At 62.9% G+C, this 22796-nt stretch carries 21 protein-coding genes and 1 pseudogene; 10 read left to right on the plus strand and 12 right to left on the minus strand.

Annotation, left to right across the window (positions count from 1 at the left end):
• Positions 1-3: 3 nt before the first annotated feature.
• The 5 genes from BLV61_RS03755 (at position 4) to phnE (ending at position 4687) form a co-directional block, all read left to right on the plus strand.
• Positions 4-1164 carry an iron-containing alcohol dehydrogenase gene (locus tag BLV61_RS03755; protein WP_090462601.1) on the plus strand — a complete coding sequence of 387 codons (1161 nt, stop codon included), beginning with the start codon at positions 4-6 and terminating at the stop codon, positions 1162-1164.
• Positions 1165-1456: 292 nt separating this feature from the next.
• Positions 1457-2308 carry a putative selenate ABC transporter substrate-binding protein gene (locus BLV61_RS03760; RefSeq protein WP_090462605.1) on the plus strand — a complete coding sequence of 284 codons (852 nt, stop codon included), beginning with the start codon at positions 1457-1459 and terminating at the stop codon, positions 2306-2308.
• The gene (locus tag BLV61_RS03765; RefSeq protein WP_047530211.1) at positions 2305-3102 is read left to right on the plus strand and encodes a phosphonate ABC transporter ATP-binding protein; all 798 of its coding nucleotides are present in this window, start codon (positions 2305-2307) and stop codon (positions 3100-3102) included. Before BLV61_RS03760 ends, BLV61_RS03765 begins: the two co-directional genes overlap by 4 nt.
• Positions 3096-3923, plus strand: coding sequence for a PhnE/PtxC family ABC transporter permease (locus BLV61_RS03770; RefSeq protein ID WP_047530212.1), 828 nt, complete (start codon positions 3096-3098; stop codon positions 3921-3923). Before BLV61_RS03765 ends, BLV61_RS03770 begins: the two co-directional genes overlap by 7 nt.
• A complete protein-coding gene (phnE, locus tag BLV61_RS03775; protein WP_090462608.1) occupies positions 3920-4687 on the plus strand; it encodes a phosphonate ABC transporter, permease protein PhnE in 768 nt (255 codons plus the stop codon). Before BLV61_RS03770 ends, phnE begins: the two co-directional genes overlap by 4 nt.
• Before the next feature lie 2 nt (positions 4688-4689).
• On the opposite strand, the pseudogene BLV61_RS31510 reads toward phnE, so the two are convergent.
• From BLV61_RS31510 to BLV61_RS03825, 11 genes and pseudogenes are all read right to left on the minus strand, one after another.
• Positions 4690-4851 (minus strand): annotated as a pseudogene (locus BLV61_RS31510) (RES domain-containing protein); the annotation flags it as partial.
• Positions 4852-4853: 2 nt separating this feature from the next.
• On the minus strand, positions 4854-5615 hold the full coding sequence (locus BLV61_RS03780; protein ID WP_090462612.1) for an NTP transferase domain-containing protein: 762 nt from the start codon (positions 5613-5615) through the stop codon (positions 4854-4856).
• A 27-nt stretch (positions 5616-5642) separates the two neighbouring features.
• Entirely contained in the window at positions 5643-7151 is a 1509-nt protein-coding gene (locus BLV61_RS03785) for an aldehyde dehydrogenase family protein (protein WP_047530214.1), read from the minus strand.
• The gene (locus BLV61_RS03790) at positions 7132-8205 is read right to left on the minus strand and encodes an aminoglycoside phosphotransferase family protein (RefSeq protein WP_090462615.1); all 1074 of its coding nucleotides are present in this window, start codon (positions 8203-8205) and stop codon (positions 7132-7134) included. The genes BLV61_RS03785 and BLV61_RS03790 overlap by 20 nt, the downstream gene beginning before the upstream one ends.
• Before the next feature lie 5 nt (positions 8206-8210).
• A complete protein-coding gene (locus BLV61_RS03795) occupies positions 8211-8555 on the minus strand; it encodes a cupin domain-containing protein (RefSeq protein WP_090462618.1) in 345 nt (114 codons plus the stop codon).
• Positions 8556-8705: 150 nt separating this feature from the next.
• Positions 8706-9074, minus strand: coding sequence for a cupin domain-containing protein (locus BLV61_RS03800; RefSeq protein ID WP_047530218.1), 369 nt, complete (start codon positions 9072-9074; stop codon positions 8706-8708).
• The gene (locus BLV61_RS03805) at positions 9067-10350 is read right to left on the minus strand and encodes a nucleotide disphospho-sugar-binding domain-containing protein (protein ID WP_090462622.1); all 1284 of its coding nucleotides are present in this window, start codon (positions 10348-10350) and stop codon (positions 9067-9069) included. Before BLV61_RS03805 ends, BLV61_RS03800 begins: the two co-directional genes overlap by 8 nt.
• A 31-nt stretch (positions 10351-10381) precedes the next feature.
• Entirely contained in the window at positions 10382-11461 is a 1080-nt protein-coding gene (locus tag BLV61_RS03810) for an ABC transporter ATP-binding protein (RefSeq protein ID WP_090462625.1), read from the minus strand.
• On the minus strand, positions 11454-12260 hold the full coding sequence (locus BLV61_RS03815; RefSeq protein ID WP_047530223.1) for an ABC transporter permease: 807 nt from the start codon (positions 12258-12260) through the stop codon (positions 11454-11456). The genes BLV61_RS03810 and BLV61_RS03815 overlap by 8 nt, the downstream gene beginning before the upstream one ends.
• Positions 12257-13117, minus strand: a complete 861-nt coding sequence (locus tag BLV61_RS03820) for an ABC transporter permease (protein WP_090462628.1) — start codon at positions 13115-13117, stop codon at positions 12257-12259. The genes BLV61_RS03815 and BLV61_RS03820 overlap by 4 nt, the downstream gene beginning before the upstream one ends.
• A 97-nt stretch (positions 13118-13214) precedes the next feature.
• Positions 13215-14270, minus strand: a complete 1056-nt coding sequence (locus tag BLV61_RS03825) for a polyamine ABC transporter substrate-binding protein (RefSeq protein WP_047530224.1) — start codon at positions 14268-14270, stop codon at positions 13215-13217.
• A gap of 196 nt (positions 14271-14466) precedes the next feature.
• On the opposite strand from BLV61_RS03825, the gene BLV61_RS03830 reads away from it, so the two are divergent.
• The 4 genes from BLV61_RS03830 (at position 14467) to BLV61_RS03845 (ending at position 18591) form a co-directional block, all read left to right on the plus strand.
• A complete protein-coding gene (locus BLV61_RS03830) occupies positions 14467-15399 on the plus strand; it encodes a GntR family transcriptional regulator (RefSeq protein ID WP_090462632.1) in 933 nt (310 codons plus the stop codon).
• A gap of 99 nt (positions 15400-15498) precedes the next feature.
• The gene (locus BLV61_RS03835) at positions 15499-16782 is read left to right on the plus strand and encodes a nucleotide disphospho-sugar-binding domain-containing protein (protein ID WP_090462635.1); all 1284 of its coding nucleotides are present in this window, start codon (positions 15499-15501) and stop codon (positions 16780-16782) included.
• Positions 16783-16817: 35 nt separating this feature from the next.
• Positions 16818-18215, plus strand: coding sequence for an NAD(P)/FAD-dependent oxidoreductase (locus BLV61_RS03840; RefSeq protein WP_090462638.1), 1398 nt, complete (start codon positions 16818-16820; stop codon positions 18213-18215).
• 13 nt (positions 18216-18228) lie between these two features.
• On the plus strand, positions 18229-18591 hold the full coding sequence (locus BLV61_RS03845; RefSeq protein ID WP_047530231.1) for a cupin domain-containing protein: 363 nt from the start codon (positions 18229-18231) through the stop codon (positions 18589-18591).
• 24 nt (positions 18592-18615) lie between these two features.
• Here BLV61_RS03845 and BLV61_RS03850 read toward each other — a convergent pair whose 3' ends face one another.
• Complete coding sequence (locus BLV61_RS03850) at positions 18616-19743, minus strand: GGDEF domain-containing protein (protein WP_090462641.1); 1128 nt, start codon at positions 19741-19743, stop codon at positions 18616-18618.
• Positions 19744-20141: 398 nt separating this feature from the next.
• Between BLV61_RS03850 and katG the strand changes: the two genes are divergently transcribed.
• Positions 20142-22400 carry a catalase/peroxidase HPI gene (katG, locus tag BLV61_RS03855; RefSeq protein WP_090469740.1) on the plus strand — a complete coding sequence of 753 codons (2259 nt, stop codon included), beginning with the start codon at positions 20142-20144 and terminating at the stop codon, positions 22398-22400.
• The last annotated feature ends 396 nt before the right edge of the window (positions 22401-22796 follow it).

Raw genomic sequence — 22796 nt, forward strand, 5'->3', positions numbered from 1 at the left:
GCCATGAGCCTGACCGGAAACTGGAACTACCCCACGAGCATTCGCTTTGGTGTCGGCCGCATCGCCGAGCTGGCCGAGGTTTGCCGCAGCCAGGGGATCCTGCGACCGCTGCTGGTGACCGACAGTGGCCTGGCGCGAGCACCGATCACCACGGCGACCCTCGATGCCCTGCGCGCCGACGGCCTCGCTGTGGCGCTGTTCTGCGACCTCAAGCCCAACCCGGTCGAAGCCAACCTGGCCGGCGGGCTCGACGCCTGGCGCGCCGGCAAACACGACGGTGTGATCGCCTTCGGCGGTGGCAGCGGCCTGGACATGGGCAAGCTCATTGCGTTCATGAGCGGCCAGACCCGCCCGGTCTGGGATTTCGAAGACATCGGCGACTACTGGACCCGCGCCGATGAAAGCCGCATCGCCCCGATCATCGCGGTGCCGACCACAGCGGGTACAGGTTCTGAAGTGGGCCGTGCGGCGGTGATCATCGACGAAGCAAGCCACACCAAACGGATCATCTTCCATCCGAAAATGATGCCCCGCGTAGTCATCAGTGACCCGGCCATGACCGTCGGCATGCCGGCCAAAGTCACCGCCGGTACCGGCATGGATGCCTTGGCGCACTGTCTGGAGGCGTACTGTGCGCCGGGATTCCACCCCATGGCCGATGGCATCGCGGTCGAAGGCATGCGCCTGGTGACCAACGCACTGGTGAGGGCCGTGCACACCCCTTCGGACCTCGACGCGCGCGGGCAAATGCTCGCGGCCGCAGCGATGGGGGCCACCGCCTTCCAGAAAGGCCTGGGAGGCATGCACGCCCTCGCCCATCCGATTGGTGCGTTGTACGACACCCATCACGGCATGACCAACGCCACCCTGATGCCCTACGTGCTGAAATTCAATCGCCCGGCCATTGAAGAGCGCATCACGCGTCTGGCCGCTTATTTGCGTTTGCCTTCCCCGGGCTTCGACAGCTTTCTGGCCTTCGTCCTCAAATTGCGCAAGGACATCGGCGTGCCGCACAGCCTGTTTGAGCTGGGGGTGGACGATAAACAAGCCGACCTGATCGCGGACATGGCCGTTGTCGATCCATCGGCCGGCGGCAACCCGCTGCCGATGACCCGGGCCGGCGCGGCGGAAATTTTCGACGCAGCCTTCCACGGCCGTCTGTAGGAGCGAGCCGGCTCCGGGCGGCGTTCCGACGATGGGCGTTAACGATGACGCGTGCTTTCTGGATAAACGCGGCGCCCTTGAGGCCATCGCGAGCGGGCTCGCTCCTACAGTCTGATTTCAATGACCACGAAACCCGCGACCGGCAACGATCCCCAGTAGGAGCTGGCTCTGCGTTTTTTGCGAACTTCAATGCGATCACCTGAAGGTTTCGTCTACCCTCACAAAGCGCCCTGCAGCAATCCACTGGCAACGGCGCATCGTCACTCTTCCGTTAATGCACCGGAGAACCTCCATGCTCAAGCGTACCCTGGCATTGGCCGTCGGCTTGACCCTGTCTGTCTGCACCCTGCTGGCCCACGCTGCCGACACCTTGAAAGTCAGCGCCATTCCTGACGAAGCCCCGACCGAACTGCTGCGCAAGTTCAAGCCTTTGGGTGCCTATCTGGAGCAAAAACTGGGGATGAAGGTCGAGTTCGTGCCGGTCAGCGACTATCCGGCGGTGGTCGAGGCGCTGGCCACCGACCGCATCGATCTGGCCTGGCTCGGTGGCTTTACGTTCGTGCAGGCGCGCCTGAAAACCGGCAACGCAATACCACTGGTACAGCGTGAGCAGGACGCCCAGTTCACCAGCAAATTTATCACCGCCGACCCGGCCGTCAAATCCCTGGCCGATCTCAAGGGCAAGAGCTTTGCCTTTGGTTCGGTGTCTTCGACCTCGGGCAGCCTGATGCCGCGCTATTTCATGCTCAAGGATGGCATCAAGCCGGAAACGTATTTCAGCCGCGTCGGCTACTCCGGTGCCCATGACGCCACGGTGGCCTGGGTCCAGGCCAGCAAGGTCGATGCCGGGGTGTTGAACGCCAGCGTCTGGGAAAAACTGGTGGCGGCCGGCAAGGTCGACACCACCAAGGTCAGGGTGTTTGCCACCACCCCGGCCTACTTCGATTACAACTGGACCGTGCGCGGAACCCTCGACCCGGCCCTCGCAGCGAAGATCAAGGCCGCCTTCCTCGCCCTCGACCCGACGAAACCGGCGGACAAGGAGATTCTCGATCTGCAAGCCGCCAGCCGCTTCATCGAAACCAAGCCCGAAAACTACAAGGGCATCGAGGAAGCCGCACGCGCCGCCGACCTGCTCAAATGACATTGCACTTGAGTGGCGTCAGCCTGACCCACAGCAACGGCGTCCATGCCTTGCGGGGCCTGGACCTGCACATCGGCGCCAACGAACAGGTGGCGATCATCGGCCCGTCCGGCGCCGGCAAGTCGAGCCTGCTCAACCTGCTGGCCACCGCGCTGCGACCCAGCAGTGGCGAATTGCAAGTGCTGGGCGAACGGGCCTGGCAGCTGTCCGCCCGGCAGCGTCAGCGCCTGCGCGCGCGCATCGGCCTGGTGCATCAAGCGCCCCCGCTGCCGCCCCGCCAGCGCGTGGTCACGGCGGTACTGGCCGGGAAGATCGGTCAGTGGGGCCTGGGCAAAAGCCTGCTGAACCTGGTGCATCCGCTGGACATTCCCGGCGCTCGCGCGGCGTTGACCCGGCTGGACCTGAGCGACAAATTGTTCACGCAATGCCAGCAATTGTCCGGTGGTCAGTTGCAGCGCGTGGGCATCGCCCGCGTGCTGTATCAAGCGCCCGAGGTGCTGCTCGCCGATGAGCCGGTGTCGGCCATGGACCCGGTGCTGGCCGAGCACACGCTGTCGGTCCTCTGCCGTCATGCCCGCGAACACAACGTCACCCTGGTCGCCAGCCTGCATGCGGTGGAACTGGCGCTGGCGCACTTTTCTCGGATCATCGGCTTGCGCGACGGACAGATCCTGTTCGACCTGCCGGCCAGCCAGGTCGACCGCGATCTGCTCGACAAGCTCTACGCCAACGAGCAACTGCAAGTCTCCCCGGTTGCTCCGCCGCCCTTGAGCGTGCAGATACCCCGATGCTGACGCGTGACAACCGCGACCCCGCCGCCGGGCCGCGCCTGCTGCTCAGCCTGCTGGCGATTGCCCTGTTGTGGCCGGGCATCCACTTCAGCGAGCTGGACCTGAGCGTGCTGCTGGCGGGTGACAGTCAGAGCGAGATAGGCCGTTTCGTCTCCGCCTTCTGGCCTCCGGCCCACGGCGAAGAATTCCTTGAGCTATTAGTGCAAGCGACCTTACAGACCCTGGCCATCGCCACGGCGGGCTTGGCCCTGGCCTTGCTGTTGGCCGTCCCCGCCAGCCTGCTGGCCAGTCGGGCGCTGTCGCTGTCGGCGGCGTCCCGTGCCGGACGCCCGAGCCCCTGGGCTCAATTGCTGCGCTGGCCGGTGCGCGGCTTATTGATCTTCCTGCGCAGCGTGCCGGAAATCGTCTGGGCCCTGTTGTTCGTGCGTGCCGTCGGCCTTGGCCCCACGGCCGGGGTGCTGGCCATCGCCATCACCTACAGCGGCATGCTGGGCAAGGTCTACGCGGAGATTTTCGAGTCGGTCGACCAGCGCCCGGCCCACGCGTTGCTGCAAGCGGGCAGTGGCCGGCTCGCGGCGTTTGCCTACGGGATCTTGCCCAATGTCGCGGCGGAGTTGCTGTCGTACACGGTGTATCGCTGGGAATGCGCGATTCGCGCCTCGGTGGTGATGGGTTTCGTCGGCGCCGGTGGCCTGGGCCAGCAGATGGATCTGTCGCTGCGCATGTTCGCCAGCGGTGAAGTCGCCAGCCTGTTGCTGACGTTCCTCGTGCTGGTCCTGCTTGCCGATCAACTCAGTCGCCTGCTGCGCTGGAGGCTGGCATGAATCGCCTGATCAATCTGGCGCTGCTCCTGGGCATCGGCGCCGCCATCGTCGCTTCATTCAGCTACCTGGGCATCGACCTCGGCGAATTGGGCGCCAGCGGCAATCTGAAACAGATGGGCGCCTACGCGCAGCGATTTCTCAGCCCGGACCTGAGCGCAAGTCATCTGCAAGCCATCGGCCGTGGCGCCCTGGAAACCATCGCCATGTCAGCCTTGGGCACCCTGCTCGCGGCGGTGTTCGGCCTGCTGTTGGCATTGCCCGCCGCCGGGCGCTTCGGCTGGCCGTTCAAAAGCGCTTCGCGCCTGCTGCTCAATGCCCTGCGTGCGGTGCCGGAGCTGGTATGGGCGGCGCTGATGGTGCTGGCCGCCGGGCTCGGCCCGAACGCCGGGACCCTGGCGTTGGCGCTGCACACCACCGGCGTGCTCGGTCGCCTGTTCGCCGAAGCGCTGGAAAACACCCCGCCACAACCGGCCGAGGCGATTCGCCTGCAAGGCGGCAATGCGCTGTGGGCGTTCTGTTACGGCACCCTGCCCAACCTGCTGCCGCAACTGCTGGCCTACATCCTGTACCGCTGGGAGAACAATATCCGCATGGCCAGTGTGCTGGGTTTCGTCGGTGCGGGCGGTCTGGGGCAGATGCTGTATGTCAGCCTCAGCCTGTTCCAGGAAGCGCAGGCCAGCACGGTGATTCTGGCCATGCTGTTGCTGGTGTTCGCCGTCGATTCGCTGAGCAGCTGGAGTCGCCAACGCTGGGTCAAGGCCTGAGTTCAGGCTTCGCTGTTTTTGCTGACGCCGGTGATTTGCCGGTTCCAGACCGTCTCGTATTGGGCGGTCTGGATAATCGATAACACCGGCCTCGGGGTCACCAGCGCGCGGCAATGACTGCCCGGCATCCGCACGGAGTTGCAACGAAGGCCTGGGCCGCCCGCGCCTACAGGTTTGCCTGGCGCTGCCGGTAAATCCGTTCGGCGGCAAGCAGTTGTTCGCGGTCATTGACCCCGCGCACATCGTCCTCCTCCACTTCCACCGCCGTCACCGGCAAACCGGCACCGTTGGCCACGGTCACGACATCGGTCAGGTAATACTCGCCCTGGGCGTTTTGCTTGCCGATGCGTTCCAGCAGCCAGAGACAGCTGTCGGCGCGCAGGCCCATGACCCCGCCGTTGCAGAAGCTGACTTGCAACTCCTCTGCACTGGCGTCCTTGGCCTCGCGGATAGCCCGCAAATGGCCGTCCTCCACCAGCAAGCGTCCGTAGGGTCCAGGCTGATCGGTGTAAAACCCGGCGACTGCCACCGCCGCGCCATCGATCAAGGCCTGACGCAACCGCGAAAGCGTCTGCGCACTGATCAGCGGTGAGTCTCCGAACAGCACCAACACACAGCCCTGCTCGTGGGCCTGCAAGGCTCCACGGGCGGCGAGCAGTGCGTGGGCGGTACCCAACTGTTCATGCTGAGTAAACAGCCGCGCGGTCGGTGCCGCCTGTCGCAGGTAGTCGGCCACGACAGGCCCACCCGCACCGAGTACCACTGCCACCTGCTCGATGCCGGCGGCCTCGACCGCCGCCAGCACATGGCCGAGCAGCGGTCGATCGCCCACCGCGTGCATGACCTTCGGCAGCGACGACCGCATGCGAGTGCCCTGCCCGGCGGCGAGAATCACCGCCAGGGTCGGCCAGCCAACGTTGTCCGTCATGACAAATCCCCCCAATGCGTCAACGCCTCACGCCGGATCGCGATAGAACACATCGTCGGCATACGGATACCACCAGTCCTGGATCTTCGGCTGATGATCGATGATGACCATTTTCGAGCGGCGGAACGCTTCCAGTCCCTGACGTCCCAACTCGCGCCCCAGGCCGGACATCTTCCAGCCACCAAACGGCAGCGCGTCGTTGTCGATCAACGGGTTGTTGACCCAGACCATCCCCGACTCCAGGCGATCGGCGGCCTCCATCGCTTCGGCAAGGTCGGTGGTGAACAACGAAGCACCCAGGCCAAACGGCGAGTCGTTGGCCAAGCGCACGGCTTCGTCGAAATCGTTGACACGACAGATCGCCGCCACCGGGCCAAAACACTCCTCCTTAAGGATCGCCATGTCACCGGTGACGCCGGTCAGAATGGTCGGTTCATAGAACCAGCCGACGCTGTGCTGTGGCGGTATACGCCCGCCACAAACCAGCGTCGCGCCCTTGGCCAGGGCGTCGTCGACCAGGCGCATGACTTTGTTGCGCGCCGCCTCGCTGACCATCGGCCCGATTTCCGTACGCTCCAGGCCATGGCCGATGCGCAAGGCGCGGGTACGCTCGGCAAACTTCGCGACAAACGCGTCGTGGATCTCATCGACCACGTAGAAGCGTTCCGCCGAGGTGCAGATCTGTCCGCTCAGATGGAACGCGGCGGTCACGGCGCCCGCAGCGGCCACCTCCAGCGGCGCGTGTCGGGAGACGATCAACGGGTCGCTGCCCCCGGCCTCGATCACACAGGGTTTCATCTGCTGCGCGCACGCCACTGCAACAGCCTGGCCAGCGGCGACGCTGCCGGTAAAGGCCACGGCGTGGGTCTGCGCTGACTTCACCAGTAACTGCGCGGTGGCGGCATCGCCCGGCACGCAAGACATCAGCCCCGGCAGCAGTGAGGTGAAATGCTCCATGAACTTGAGGGTGCACAAGGTCGTGGCTTCCGCCGGCTTGACGATGCAGGCGTTGCCCGCCGCCAGCGAGGCAGCGACCGTCCAGCACATCAGCAGGATCGGAAAATTGAACGGCATGATGTGCACGCTGACACCGTAGGGCTCGTAGCGCACATGCTGGAAAGAACCGATCTGCGTGGTGCCGGCGACCTTGCCCGCATCGTCCCGGGCCATTTCCGCGTAATAGCGAAAGATCGGCGCGCAGTTGGCCAGCTCACCCATGGCCTCGGGAAACGGCTTGCCCATTTCCAGGGTCATCAAGCGTGCGACTTCACGGTTGCAGGCCACGTCCTGCTCAATCGCATTGGCCAGTTGATGCAGGCGTGCGGCGCGGCTTTTCGCATCGACCAGGCGCCAGTGTTTTTGCGCGGCGGTTGCGGCATCGATGGCCGCCTGAACATCGGTTTCGTCGCACAGGCCAACCTGCCCGACCGGTTGCAGGGTCGCCGGGTCCAGCACCTGGCGCACCCGCGCGCTGGTCAGTGGCAGGTATTCGGCGTTGATGAAGCGTGAGGCGGTGTCAGTGTTGAACGTGGCCATGGGAGGATCCTTGAACCAATCGATAAGGGGTTTCGCGCAGTGCCGCCAGGGTCGCGGCGGGCAAAGGTTCGCGCCAGCCCGGCAAGTGCCGGTCGAGCCACTCGCGCAGCGGCGCCAGGGCTTCGGCGTTCAGCGCTCGAACAAACAGACCGAGGGTGCGCGGCAGGTGAGCCAGGTAGCCGTGCTTGCCATCGCGTCCGGCCAGGCGCACGAAAATCCCCAGCACCTTGGCGTGACGCTGGGCGGCCAGTCGCCGGTAATCTTCAAGAAAACGCGGGGCGTCGAGTTCCGGGCGCTGCACCAGGTAATGGCTGAGCAACGCCACACGCAGTCCTTCGGACATGTCGCGGCGGGCGTCTTCGAGCAGCGACATCAAGTCGTACGCCGCAGCGCCCACCAGCGCATCCTGGAAGTCCAGCAGGCCACAGGCCGCGACGCCTTCGCGGCCTTGCAGCAGCATCAGGTTGTCGACGTGAAAGTCGCGCAGTACCAGCGCTTCGCGACGTTGCGCGACATCGGCGAAGGCATCGGCAAACTGCTGCAGATACGACTCGCGCAAAGCCTGCGCCGCCTCCTTGCCGATCAACAACGGCGCATACCAGTCGATGAACAACGCGCACTCGTCGCTCAATTGCCGGGCGTCGTAGGCCTCCAGCTCCGCGCCTGGCGCCGAGCCATGCAAGGCCACCAACGCATCAACCGCCAGGCGATACAACTCGCGCTCCGGGTACCCGGCCGCCAGCAACCGGGTGTAGGTGTCGTGACCGAAATCCTCGATCAACGCCAGCCCCGCCTCTTCATCCACTTGCAACAAGGCCGGCGCCGACAATCCGAGCCCGTGCAATTGACGGGCAACCCGGACAAACGGGCCAATCGGCTCGCTGTGGGGCGGCGAATCCATCAGCAACAAACCGACCCCTTCCAGGCGAAAATATCGCCGGCTCGACGCGTCGGCCGGCAACGCGAGCAACGACGCCCCCGCGTAACCTGCGCGCGCCAGAAAGGCTGCGCGCTGGTGCTCACGGGTGGGCAATGACGCAGGTGCATCTGTCATGGCATTCACCGGATCATGTAGACCTTTTTCACGGTCTCGTGGACGGTGCACACGCCCTTCCAGTCCTTGCGGAAGAAGGCCGCCGTATCGGGTTTGATCTCGATCACTTCGCCGGACTCATGCACGTAGGTGCAGCGGCCTTCGAGGAAATGGCAGAACTCGTCGCTGGTGACATGGCAAAACCACTTGCCCGGCGTGCAGATCCACACACCGCATTCGGACTGGCCTTCGGGGCCTTTGTGCAGCACCACGCCAGAGACACGGGACTCACCTTCGAGCATGGTCGGGATCACGCCCCAGTCTTTGACTTCGGTGATTTCCAGCGGGTTGTACAGAAACGGGGTGGTCATAGATCTTCTCCAATAAAAAAGGGTTAACGCCTGGCAACTGTAGGAGCGAGCTTGCTCGCGAAGGACGCCAGGGCACCGCGTTTATCCAGACAGCCCTTGTCATCGTTGACGTCCATCGCGAGCAAGCTCGCTCCTGCAGAGGTCACAGGCTCAGGCCAGCATGTAAACGTTGCGCAGGGTTTCCCGGACGTGGCATTCGCCGGTCCAGCCGGCCGGAAACAGCACCAGGGTGTTGGGACGAACCTCGATCACTTCGCCATTGTCGTGGCGGTACGTGGCCGCGCCGGCGATGAAATGGCACAGTTCGTCACGGGGAATCGCCAGCCGCCAGCGACCTGGCGTGCAGACCCACAGTCCGGTTTCCGGGCTGTTGTTCGGGCCCTTGAACAGCAGCCGGCCGCTTGAATGCGAGACACCTTCGACGGCGTCGCTCTGCACGCCCCAGTCCACCAGGTCGGTGCGAGTGCTGACGGCTTCGAGGTACGGCGTGAATCCCGCCGTGGTGGATGGATCAGGCATGGTTGAGCACCTTGTCGAGAATGGCGGCCGCGTCGGCCGGCCCCTTGCGTGATTGCATCTGCGCGCTGGTGCGCTGCAGGCGTTGGCGCATGGCCTCGTCGTTGAGGCACGCGGCGAGTTTTTCCGCCAGTTGCGCTTCGGTCCATTGGTAACGGTCGAGCTTGAAGCCGTGGCCGCTTTCCTCGGCGCGCATGGCGTTGTCGTGACCGTCCCAGACGTACGACATGACGATCGCCGGTTTGCCGAAAAACAGGCACTCGGTGAAGCTGTTGTTGCCGCCGTGGTGGATCACCGCATCGACCTGGGCAATCACCGAAGGCTGCGGGAACCAGTTGGAGATCTGCACGTTGTCCGGCAGGTCCGGGTACTCATCGAGGTGCTCGCCGACATTGAACAGTGCGCGATACGGGAGCTGGCCCACGGCCGCGATCAAGCGTTTGAGCAAGTCGATGTCACCGGAACCGAGGCTGCCGAAACTGACGTAGAGCAACGGCTTGTCGTTGTTGGCGCGGAACGCTGGAATCTCATAGTGGGTGTCGTGCCGCACACAGCCTTGCAGGTAATGGAAGCGCTCGGCCGGCAGCGGATGGCGGCGCTCGAACTTGACCGCGTCGGGGTACAGCAGCAGGTTCATGTAAGGCGAAGCTTCGAAGAAGGTCCCCAGCGGATACGGTTGCTCGCCGTGGGCTTGCAGGAACTGGTTGAAGTCGTCGTGGATCGGCCCGACCACCTCTTCGAAACGCTGGCGAAATTGCGCATGCCCAGCCTTGTCGTCGATGCTCATGCCCGACAGGTGCGGCGGGATATCCGGGTCTTCGATCTCGTTCTCCGAGCAGGAAATGATCCGCACCCACGGCTTGCCGTATTGCTTGATCGCCGGAAACAGAATCACGTTGTCGACGCAGATCAAGTCGGGTTTGACCTTGTCCAGCACCGCCGGCAGGTCCTTTTGCGCCCACTTGGCGGTCTCGACGATGGCGGCCCAGCACTCCTTCACGTAGTTGTCGATCTGCTCCAGCGGCGACTTGCGGAAGTTGGGAATGTGGCCGTTGATGAAGTCGACCCAGTAACGCGCCATGTCTTCGGGGGGCATCGGTGCCGACATGTTGACCATATGTTCTTCAAACCCGTAGCCGGCGTACACGCCGCTCATTCCGGGGTCGGTGAGGAACACCGCCTTGTGGCCCAGCGCTTCGCAGGCCTGGGCGATACCGACTGAGTTCAGCGCCGGGCCATAAGCGGCTTCCGGAAAGAAGGCGATCACTTTCTGTTTCATCGAGAGATACTCCTGCCTGGTCTTTTATTGTTCAGCGCGTCAAAACACGGGCATGGCGAGGCTGCCAGCCCAAGCGGATGGTCGTACCGATTGCGAAACGGGCGAATTCGAATTGCGACGACGGCACGCGAACGATCAGGGCCTTGTCGCTGAGGGCCGTCTGCACATGCACGTTGGTGTCGAGGCCGTGGTAAGCGATTTCGACGATCTTGCCGCTGACCTGGTTGGCGCAAGTGCCGCCCTCTTCGGTCAGCACTTGCAAACGTTCCGGACGCACCACCAGGGCCACCGATTGACCAGGCACCAGGGGTACGTCGGTCTCGACCACCAGCTCCTGGCCGTTAACCCGCACCGAACGCTCGCCCGAACGCACGCCTTCAAACAGATTGCTGACGCCGATGAAGTTGGCGACGAAGCGGCTGTTGGGGTTCTCGTAGAGTTCGCTCGGGCTGCCGCACTGGCAGACCTTGCCGCCGTCGAGCACCGCCATGCGATCGGACATCACCAGCGCTTCTTCCTGGTCGTGGGTGACGATGATGAAGGTGATGCCGCTTTCAAGTTGCAAACGCTTGAGCTCCAGCTGCATTTTTTCCCGCAGCTTCTTATCCAGCGCGCCCAGCGGCTCATCGAGCAGCAACACCCGTGGACGCTTGACCAGCGCCCGCGCCAAGGCCACCCGTTGACGCTGGCCACCGGACAGCTGATCGGGCTTGCGCTCGGCCAGCTCCCCGAGTTGCGCGGTGCTCAGCACCTCGTCGACCCGGCGGCGGATTTCCGCTTCCGGCAGACGTTCCATTTCCAGGCCGTAGGCAATGTTCTTGCGCACGGTCATGTTGGGAAACAGCGCATAGGACTGGAACATCAAATTCAACGGCCGCTTGTTGGCCGGCAGCGGCGAGATGTCCTTGCCGTCCAGATAAATGCAGCCGCCGCTGGGCGTCTCGAAACCGGCGAGCATGCGCAGCAGCGTGGTCTTGCCGCAGCCGGACGGTCCCAACAGAGCAAAAAACTCGTTCTCGCGGATGTTCAGCGACACCTCGTCGACGGCCAGGCCGTTGCCATAAGACTTGCTGACCTTGTCCAGGATCAGTACCGCAGATGAATTATTCATGGGTGCGAGGAGCCTTGTTGAGACGCTGCGAAGCCAGCAGCGCAGTGATGCTGACCAGCATCACCAGCGTCGCCAGGGCGTTGATTTCCGGGGTGACGCCAAAACGGATCATGGCGTAGATCTGCATCGGTAACGTGGTCGAGGCCTGGCCGGAACCGGAGTTGAAAAAGGCGATGATGAATTCGTCCACCGACAGGGTGAACGCGAGCAAACCACCGGCCAGCACGCCGGGAAAAATCGCCGGCAACAGCACCCGGCGAAAGGTGGTGAACCAGCTCGCGCCGAGGTCGATCGAGGCTTCGAGAATCGAATAGTCGAAATGCTTGAGCCGGGTGCGCACCACGGCGCAGACGAAGGCGATGTTGAACACCGCGTGGCTGATGATGATCGAGTGCAGCCCCAGCCCGACCTTGAGCAAGTTGAAGAAGCTCAGCAGCGCGATGGCCAGGACGATGTCGGGGATGATCATCGGCGCCATCAACAAGGTGTCGACCACCTGCCCCTTGTCATCGCCCTTGCGACGCATCTCGATGCCCAGTGCCAGCAAGGTGCCGAGCACACAGGCAATGAAGGTCGCCGACAGCGCCACGATCAGGGTGTTGAGCGCCGCCGACAAAATCGCCGAGTTATGCGCCAGCGCCGCATACCACTTCAGGGACACCCCGCCCCAGGCGGTGGGCAAGCCGGACTTGTTGAACGAGAGCAGGATCAACACCAGGATCGGCACATAGAGGAAGGCGTAGACCAGACCCAGATGCGCATTGAGGACGCTGCCGCCAACGGAAGGTGATCGACTCATGGGCGGCCTCCTTCGGCACGACGGGCCACCAGTGCCTGGATGAACAACAGGACCAGCATGATCGCGATCAGGAAGAAGCTCAGCGCCGCGCCGAACGGCCAGTCCCGCGCGGTCAGGAACTGCGAGTAGATCAGGTTGCCGACCATCTGCACCTGCTTGCCGCCGAGCAAATCGGCGGTGATGAAGTTGCCGATGCTGAGGACGAAGACAAACACCGCGCCGGCTGCAATGCCGGGCACGCTCAGGGGCAGGATGATCCGGCGAAAGGTCATCCAGCCCGAAGCACCGAGGTCTTTGGAGGCGTCCCAGAGTTCGTTGTTGATCCGCGACAGGGAGGAGAAAATCGCCAGGATCACAAACGGGATGTAGTTGTAGACCAGCCCCAGCACCACCGACGCTTCGGTGTACAGCAGGCTGATGGGTTCACCGCTGTAGCCGAACAGTTGCAGCAAGCGGTTGATCAGGCCTTCACGGTTGAGCAGGACGATCCAGGCATAGGTGCGGATCAGGTAGTTGCTCCAGAACGGCAGCATCACCAGAAACAGGAACACCGCTTGCCGACGCCGTGGCGCACGGGCAATGGCGTAGGCCGCCGGGTAACCGATCAGCACCGCGAAGACCGTTGCCAGACCGGCGATTTTTGCCGACTTGAGCAGGATGCTCAGGTACAGCGGATCAAAGGCGCGCTGGTAGTTTTCCCAGGTGAACAACCAATCGATGCCGCCATAAGCACCGCGTTCGACGAAGCTGTAGACCAGCACCAGCAAGCAAGGAATCACCAGAAAAGTCAGCAGCCAGCCAAAGCCGGGCGCAAGAAGCCAGGCCGACAGACGCCTGTCAGCATGCAAAGCACTCATTACCCATATCCTCCCGCCTCAGGACCGAGGCGGCTTGCGAGCGTGGCGAGGCATGCACGACATGCCTCGGTTCGATGCGGCTTGCGTTGTGCGGGGCTTAGTTCTGTGCCGCCATGATTTCGGTGACGGCCCGGGTGTAGGCCTTCTGCGTGGTGCCGCCCAGGTCACGCAATTGCTCCATCTTCACCAGATCGCCCGGGGCGATGGTCAGGTTGGGGTATTGCTTGAGCAGGTCAGCGGACAAACCGGCCATTGCAGCCTGGTTGGGGATTTTGTAGAGGATGTTTTCGGCGACCCAGACGTGGTTTTCCTTGGCCAGCATGAAGTTGACGAACTTGAACGCCTCGTCCTGATGCTTCGAGCTTTTCAGCACGACCATGGTGTCCACCCACAGATCGGAACCCTCCTTGGGCACGACAAACTTGATCGCCGCGTTGGCCTGGGTGCCGTAGTTGCACCAACCGTCCCAGGCGTGCGCCATCAGCGATTCGCCGGAAGCGAGCTTGGAATAGAAGGTGGTGTCGTCAAAGGCGAGGATGCGTTTTTTGGTGGCGATCAGTTGATCGCGTACGGCGGCGATCTGGCCGGGGTCGCTGTCGTTGACCGACCAGCCCTTGGCGAGGAAACCGGCCCCTAGCATCCAGCGGTCGGTGGCCAGCATCGTGACTTTGCCCTTGAGCGCGTCGCTGGGGTTGAGCAGGTCGTTCCAGCTTTGCGGCGCCGGGGTCACCTTGTCGGTGCGATAGCAGATACCGGTCGTGCCCCAGGTGTAAGGCACCGAGAAATGGTTGCCGGGGTCGTATTCCAGGTGTGTGGCTTCGGGGTAGAGGTTTTTGAGATTGGGGACCTTGACCGGATCGATGTCGGCCAGCAGGCCTTGCTTGTGCAGGACTTCGGCGAAGGGCGAGGAGACGAAGACCACGTCATACCCTTCACCGCCAGACGCCATGAGCTTGCCCATGATCTCTTCGTTGGTGGCGTGCAAGGCTTTGTCGACATCGACGCCACTGGCCGCCTTGAACTTGTCCAGCGCATCCGGGGCCATGTAGCCGTCCCAGATGGAAATCACCATGTCTTTCGCGCTTGCAGCCTGTGTAGCGATCGCCAGGGAAACGGCCAACCCCACGCACAGCACGTCTTTCAGCTTTCTCATGATACTCACCCGACGATTGTTTATTGTTTTTTCGAAGGCAGTACGGCAAAAAGAGAAACGATTACATGTGTTTTTTTTTAGAAATTAGGACCAGCCTCAAAAGATGTCAACGCTTTTTTTCTGCGCCTGACGATTGAGCGGTGCATGGCATAAGATGAGCGCCTGAGTCCGAAGCGACCGAACCGAGATAAAACGCTTGAGCACAACAGCCGAGAAAAAACCCCGCACCAACCACCTGGAACTGGCCCGAAGGATCCTGGAACACACCCAGGAAACCGGGCTGGTGGCCGGTGACCCGGTGGCCGAGCAAGCTCTGGCGCGCACCTTTCAGGTCTCGCGCACCCTGATTCGCGGCGCCCTCAAAGTGCTGCTGGAAGAAAACCTGCTGAGCCATGAAGCCGGCAAGGGCTATCGCCTGATTGCGGCCCCCGCTGGCCAGGCCTTCAACGCCGCCCTGCCCCAGGCCGAAGAAGAAGAGCTGGCCACCTCGGTCCTGCGCGACCGCATGGCCGGGCGCCTGGGTGACAGCATCAGCATCAGCGAGTTGATGCGCCGGTACGACATCGGCCGGCCGGCGGCGCAGAAAGCCCTGCAACAGCTGAGCGAAAGCCAGGCGATTGAGCGCGGCCCCGGCCAGTCCTGGCTGTTTCGGCCCTCACTGAACAGCCTCGCCGCGCTGGAAGAAAGCCTGAAGTTCCGCCTGATTCTCGAGCCGGAAGCCCTGCTCAGCGGGCAGTTCAACGCCGATCCGCAACGCCTGGCCTTGCTGCGCAGCGCCATGCAAACGCTGCTTGCACGCCCGGTGGAAGACTTCGACATCCAGCAGTTCCGCGAGCTGGATATCAGCTTCCACGAACTGCTGGCCCAGAGCTGCGGCAACCGTTTCATCGGCGACGCCCTGCTCCAGCACCAGAGCCTGCGACGCCTGCCGAACCTGCTGCCATCGGTCAGCGTGCACCGCTTGCAGGAAGCCTTGCGCGAGCACCTGCAAATCATCGCGCACATCGAGCGCGGACAAATGGAGATCGCTGCCGACCTGCTGCGCCTGCACCTGCGTCTGAGCGCCGCGCAACGCCCTCAAACCGCCAACCGTGGCATCCCGCAGAGCCACCCGTTCGGCCGCCGTTGAAGCGCCTCAAAAAACTTGATGATTTTTTTTATAAAATAAGACAGCATCAAATCATCTTCAGAAATGGCGGGACTTTCCCGCCTTGGATCTGGCGGCGCCATGCACACACAAAAATTAATCGCCCTGTTTCCAGAAGCCAGTTTCGGCGCAGCCTTGAACTGCATTGGCATCGCCCAATCGCTGCGCGAGCTGGGCGCCAAACCGGTGTTCATTTGCCACGAGCATTTCCGGGGACTCTTCGCCGAATACGGTTTCGACGAGTACCCGATTCCGCAAGCCAGCCCATTGTCGGCGGCGGAGCACCAGCACTATTGGGAGCGCTTCATCGAGCGCAACATTCCCTACTTCGACCAGACCCCGCTGGCACAGATCGACAGCTACGTGGCACCGGCCTGGGACGCGATCATCGACACCGCGATCGAAGCGGAAAAACCCTTGCAGCAATTGCTCGGCCGGCTGAAACCGGATGTGATCGTCCTCGATAACGTGGTCATGTTTCCGGCCATCGCCAACGCCGGCTGCCCCTGGGTGCGGATGGTCTCCTGCGCGGAAACCGAACTCCCCGACGCCGCCGTGCCGCCCTACCTGTCCGGTTGCCTGGCCAGTGATGTCGAAGGTCGCGAGCGCTTCACCGAGCATTACCTGAACGCCGTCGCACCGGCCCATGAACGCTTTTCGCAGTTTCTCGCCAGCAACGGCACGCCGCCCTGCCCGCCCGGCCAGTTCCTCGTCGATTCGCCGTGGCTCAATCTGCTGCTGTCGCCGACGCCGGTGCGCTACGAACGCCAGCAACCTCTGGACCCGCAACGCTACGTCTACCTCGACGGCTGCGTGCGCCGCGAAGCGCCCTACATCGTTCCTGACTTTCCGCGGCACAACGAAGCGCCGCTGATCTACATCAGTTTCGGCAGCCTCGGGGCCGCCGACACCGAGATGATGAAACGACTGATCGGCACGGTCGAAACCCTGCCCTATCGCTTCCTGATTAACGTCGGTGCCTACCGCGACATGTACACCACCGTGCCGGACAACGTGTACCTCGACAGCTGGTTTGCCCAACCGGCGGTGCTCAAGGAATGCGAGCTGTTCATTCATCACGGCGGCAACAACAGTTTCTGTGAAGCGCTGTACTTCGGCTTGCCGTCACTGATCATCCCTTACTGCTGGGACGGCCACGACAACGCCGCGCGCGCCGAGGAAGTCGGCGTCGGCCGCTACCTGCCACGCTTCGCCGATCCGCTGGCGGCACTGCCCGCCGCCCTCGAACAGTTGCTGGCCGACCACGGGATGAAACAGCGCCTCAAGGCGTTCAGCGAGCGCATGCAGGCGATTCGCGGCACCGACCTGGCGGCACGGGCGATCCTGGCGTTGCCCGACAGCTGACCCACCATTGCCGCCCACAACGCCGGAGTTGCTGAATGAAGTCCCCACCGCGCCACGACTCGCTCGACAACGTACACGCCCACCCGTTCTGGCAGGACACCGTCGCACAAGCGCCAAGCGCATCGCCACTGGCGGGCAGCCTGCAATGCGACCTGGCCGTTGTCGGCGGCGGCTTCACCGGGTTGTGGACGGCGCTGTTGGCTCGTCAACGCTGGCCGACCCTGAACATCGCGATCATCGAAGCGCGCCACTGCGGCGGTGAAGCCAGCGGACGCAACGGCGGTTTCTGCGCGCCGAGCATCTCCCATGGCGTTTCCAACGCACTGAAACGCTGGCCGCAGGAAGCCGAGCGACTGATCCGCCTGGGACGGCAGAACCTCGACGAGTTGGCGGCCGACCTGCAGCACTTCGGCATGCAGGTCGAGTTCGAACGCGAAGGCAAGTTGAACCTGGCGAGCCAACCCTGGCAGGTCGAGGGTTTGCGCTCGATGCAACGCAACTACGCCCGGTTCGGCATTGAGTGCGAATGGCTTGAAGGCCGCGCGCTGGCACAGCACCTGGACTCACCGCGCTACGGTGCCGGAGTGTTCGAACCGAACTACGCGCTGCTCAACCCGGCGAAGATGGCCGCCGAGTTGCGCCGGGTCTGCCTTAAGCAGGGCATTCGGCTGTTCGAGCAAAGCCCGGTGCTGGAACTTCAGAACACCGGCGACCGTCTGCGCTTGCGCACGGCGAACGGCGAGATGGAAGCCGGGCAAATCGCCCTCGCGACCAACATCGCCCCGCCGCTGCTCGGGCACCTGGCCTCCAGCGTGATCCCGGTATATGACTACAGCCTGGTCAGCGAGCCGCTGAGCGATGAGCAACTGCAGGCTATCGGCTGGACCGGCCGCTACGGCATCGCCGATTCGGGCAACCAGTTCCATTACCTGCGCAAGACCGCCGACAACCGCATACTCTGGGCCGGCTACGACGCCATCTACCACTTCGGTGGACGCCGCGATGAAGCACTGACGCAACGACCGGCGAGTTTCAAGCGTCTCGCCGAGCAGTTCCACCAGGCGTTCCCGCCGTTGCGCGACGTGCGCTTCAGCCATGCCTGGGGCGGCATCATCGACACCTCCGCGCGCACCACGATGTTCACCGGCTGTGAGATGCAGGGTCGCGTGGCCTACGCCCTCGGCTTCACCGGGCAAGGCGTGTCGGCCAGCCGTTTTGCCGCGCTGAACATGCTCGACCTGCTGGCCGGTGAAGCCACGGAACGAACAGAACTGATGATGACCTCCAAGGCGCCCTTCCGTTTTCCGCCAGAGCCACTGCGCTACGCCGGGGTGAAGCTGGCGCAGCGCTCACTGGCGCGGGAAGACCGCGACGGTCACCGCGACCTGTTGCTCAAAACCTTCGATGCCTTTGGTATCGGCTTCGATTCCTGAACCGGAGATCCGCATGTCCAGCGCCCTGCCCCAGCACGTGATCAACTTCGCCAACCCGCAGTTGATCCCCAAAGAGCTCGAAGTCAATGACCCGGCCATTGTCGATGCGCCCTATCGCAGCAGCAGCTGGCGCCACTTCGTGGCCCCGCAGAAAAACGCCGTGGCCGGCATCTGGGAAGCCGGCCCGCATCTGGAGCGCTGCCAATGCGATTACGACGAGCTGTGCCATATCCTTGAAGGCACCGTACGCCTGACCGACGCGCAGGGTGTCAGTTGCACTTTTGGCCCCGGTTCTTCGTTCGTGGTTGCCGCCGGATTTCAAGGCACCTGGGAAAACCTCACGGCGGTGCGCAAGGTGTATTTCATACTGGGATGAGCACCCGGCCGGTGCTACCGGGCGTTACTCGGCCACCGCGACCTGGTTGCGCCCACGGGCCTTGGCGCGGTAAAGCGCTTTATCGGCGTTGCACATCAAACTGTGCAAATCATTGTCGTCAGGCACCATGACCGCCACACCGACACTGGCGGTTATGCAGTGAACCGGGCCGGTCATGAGCCCGGAAATGGACTGGATGAGGTCCTCGGCAATGCCTTGGGCGGTTTCGATGGAGGTATTGGGCAGCAACACCGCGAATTCCTCCCCGCCCAGTCGACCGTGGATATCGCCCTCGCGAAAGGATTGACCGATCACCACACCCATTTGTCGCAGGACCTGATCGCCGATCTGGTGCCCGTAGGTGTCGTTGATGTGTTTGAAGTGATCCATGTCCAGCATGACCGCACACAGCGGCAACTGGTAATTTCGGCAATGGCTATAGAGCTGCTGGGCATGCTGGAAAAAAGCCCGGCGGTTTTTCAGGCCGGTGAGCTCATCGGTTTGTGCCGCGCGCGTGGAAATGCTGTGCGCCAGCTCCATTTCGCGGGTTAGCCGAAAGGCCGTTTCCACCGCATTGGCCAGGCTGCTGGTGGCCCTGAACACGAATGAGGCGAACACCAGGACCGCCACGGCCATCCCGATTTGCAGGGTTGACGGCTGGAACAGCAGCCACAGGGTGCAAGGCAACAGCACCAGGGAAATCGACACCACCGTCATATAGCGGTAGGCCGAGTAACAGGACACCGCACTGACGGACATCCCGACGGTAAACAACATGACCAGCGCCTGGGCCAACAGGTCGTCCCTGGGCATGACCGCCAACGCTCCAGCGCCCCAGATGCCAGCGGACAACACCAGCGTCAGCCAATACTTGAGTTCCCAGCGCTGCGGCGTGCGCAGCGCTGCCGGGCTATGGAAATAGACTACGAACATCAGAATGCGTATCAACGTCGCCCCCGTCAGCAGGGCTATCCACCAGAAAACCACGTTGTGATCAAAACGATCCCAACACAGCCAGCTCAACATGATCACGGCCAGAAAACTGCCGAAAACCGCCGAAACCGATTGGCGAAACAACTGATGCAATCGATCCATGTGCACCTGCTGTGCAATGTATCGATCCTGCTCGTGCCGAAAACCAAGGCCGTCCATTCAATCCGCCTGATCGCGATGCCGTAACGAACAGCTATTGTGGCACATTGCCAAGCAGCGCCTGCAACACTCTGTGCCGGGCTGAGAGATTGCGCCTATCACCTGCCAATACTGCGACTATTAGCTGACTTGGCAACGGGCGACTAGCATTAGCTGCTGCCGGTGCACTCTGGCCGGCCGAGACTGATATCGAGACAAGAATGAGTCAGAAACCGACCAGGCGTACCGTGGGTGATCTGTCGGCACATCGATTGCCGCTGTCATGAATGCCCGCGCAGCCCCGACGATCCGTTGATCGACCTGCCGGGCCCGCCGCCTGAGTCATTGATTCCACTGGCCGTTTTCCCGACTGAGCCGGGCCGGATGGCGGCATGGACACGACCGAGGGTAGCGCACACATGGCAACTGAATCGAAATGCCCGTTCAATCATGCCGCCGGCGGTGGCACCACGAACCGCGACTGGTGGCCGAACCAACTGAACCTGAGGATCCTGCACCAGCACTCGCCCCTGTCCGACCCCATGGGCGAGGGTTTCAACTACGCCGAAGCCTTCAAGAGCCTGGACTTCGCGGCAGTCAAGAATGACCTGAACGCGCTGATGACGGACTCGCAAGACTGGTGGCCGGCGGACTTCGGCCACTATGGTCCGTTTTTCATTCGCATGGCCTGGCACGCCGCTGGTACTTATCGCACCGGTGACGGCCGTGGCGGTGCCGGCTCCGGCCAGCAGCGCTTTGCCCCGCTCAACAGCTGGCCGGACAACGTCAGCCTGGACAAGGCTCGCCGACTGCTCTGGCCGATCAAGCAAAAATATGGCCGCAATATTTCCTGGGCCGACCTGATCGTACTCACCGGCAACGTCGCCCTGGAATCCATGGGCTTCAAGACCTTCGGCTTTTCCGGCGGCCGCGCGGACGTCTGGGAACCGGATGAGGACGTTTACTGGGGCTCGGAAAACAAATGGCTGGGCGGCGACACGCGCTATGGCAAAGATGAGAGCAAACCCGTGCAGGCGCCCGGTGATGTGCCGCTCGTCGCCGAACCGGGGAAAAACGAGGACAGCCGTACCGCGCAAGGTCGCAACCTGGAAAACCCCCTCGCCGCCGTGCAAATGGGCCTGATCTACGTCAACCCGGAAGGCCCGGAAGGCCAGCCGGACCCCGTCGCTTCAGCGCTGGATATCCGCGAAACCTTCGGCCGCATGGCCATGAATGACGAAGAAACCGTGGCGCTGATCGCGGGCGGCCACGCCTTCGGCAAGACCCACGGCGCCGGCCCTGCCGACAATGTCGGGCCCGAGCCCGAAGCGGCCGGCCTGGAACAACAGGGCTTGGGCTGGAAAAACAGCTTCGGCACCGGCAAAGGGCCCGACACCATCACCAGCGGCCTGGAAGTGACCTGGACCACCACCCCGACAAAATGGAGCAATAACTTCCTGGAAAACCTGTTCGGCTTCGAGTGGGAACTGACCAAGAGCCCGGCTGGCGCGCACCAGTGGAAACCGAAAAACGGCGCGGGCGCCGGCATCATTCCCGACGCCCATGACCCGTCCAAACGCCGTGATCCGACCATGCTCACCTCGGACCTGGCCCTGCGCTTCGATCCGATCTACGAACCGATTGCCCGTCGCTTCCTGGCCAATCCCGACCAGTTGGCCGACGCCTTCGCCCGAGCCTGGTTCAAGCTGATCCACCGCGACATGGGGCCGCTTTCGCGCTACCTCGGCCCGGAAATGCCTGACGAAGAGCTGCTCTGGCAAGACCCGATCCCGGCGCTCGACCATGAATTGATCAACGACAGTGACATCGCCACGCTCAAGAGCAAGGTGTTGGCTTCGGGCCTGACGGTGTCAGAGCTGGTGTCCACGGCCTGGGCGGCGGCTTCCACCTTCCGTGGCTCCGACAAACGCGGCGGCGCCAACGGCGGGCGCCTGCGCCTGGCGCCACAGAAGTCCTGGCAGGCCAATCAGCCGGAACAACTGGCGAAGGTGCTGGCAAAACTCGAGAGCATCCAGAACGAGTTCAATACCGGTGGCAAGAAAGTGTCGCTGGCCGACCTGATCGTGCTGGCCGGCGGTGCCGGTGTCGAACAAGCCGCGCGAACCGCCGGGCACAACGTCACGGTGCCTTTCAGGCCGGGGCGCATGGACGCCAGCCAGGAACAGACCGATGTCGAGTCGTTCGGCTTTCTCGAACCCATCGCCGACGGTTTCCGTAACTACCTCAAGACGCGCTACCGCGTACCGGCCGAGCAGCTGCTGATCGACAAGGCGCAATTGCTGACCCTCACCGCACCGGAAATGACCGCGCTGATCGGTGGCCTGCGCGTGCTCAACACCAACGTCGGAAAAACGGCCCATGGCGTCTTCACCACACGCCCGGAAGCGCTGACCAACGACTTCTTCACCCACTTGCTGGACATGGGGGTGGAATGGAAACCAGTCTCGGAGGCCAATGAGGAGTTTGAAGGTCGCGACCGCAAGACCGGCCAGCCAAAGTGGACCGCCACTCGCGTCGATCTGGTGTTTGGTTCCAACGCGCAGCTGCGGGCGCTGGCGGAGGTCTATGCAACCGCCGGGGCGCAAGAGAAGTTCGTCCATGACTTCGTGGCGGCGTGGACCAAGGTGATGAACCTGGATCGCTTCGACCTGAAGTGAAACCCATCACTTGAAACGGGGCGGCGCAATGCCGCCCCTGTCATTTTGATTGCCACTTGCGTGTCCGCCCTACTCACGCGGATCGATCTGATCCAGCACCCGGTTCGCCGTGATTTCCGCCAGCTGTGAAAATCGGGGGATTGGGTGAAGGCTTGATCATGTTCGGTCCCCAAAAACGTGGAGCCGTGATCACTTGCGACTAAACAAGGGGTGGCAGCTGTACGCAGGTTAGTCGACCTGGGAGTACCAAACCGGCGCGCCCGAAGGCGCCCTGCGCGCAACTACTATGAAATGCAGGCATTAACATGACCTGACTATCCAGATGCAGATGCGCTTCGATACACCACAGGGCGACTAAACCTGATCACTGATGCGCAGTGACGCGAATCAAGTTAC

It is taken from the genome of Pseudomonas mohnii (assembly GCF_900105115.1).
GTDB classification, from domain to species: domain Bacteria; phylum Pseudomonadota; class Gammaproteobacteria; order Pseudomonadales; family Pseudomonadaceae; genus Aquipseudomonas; species Aquipseudomonas mohnii.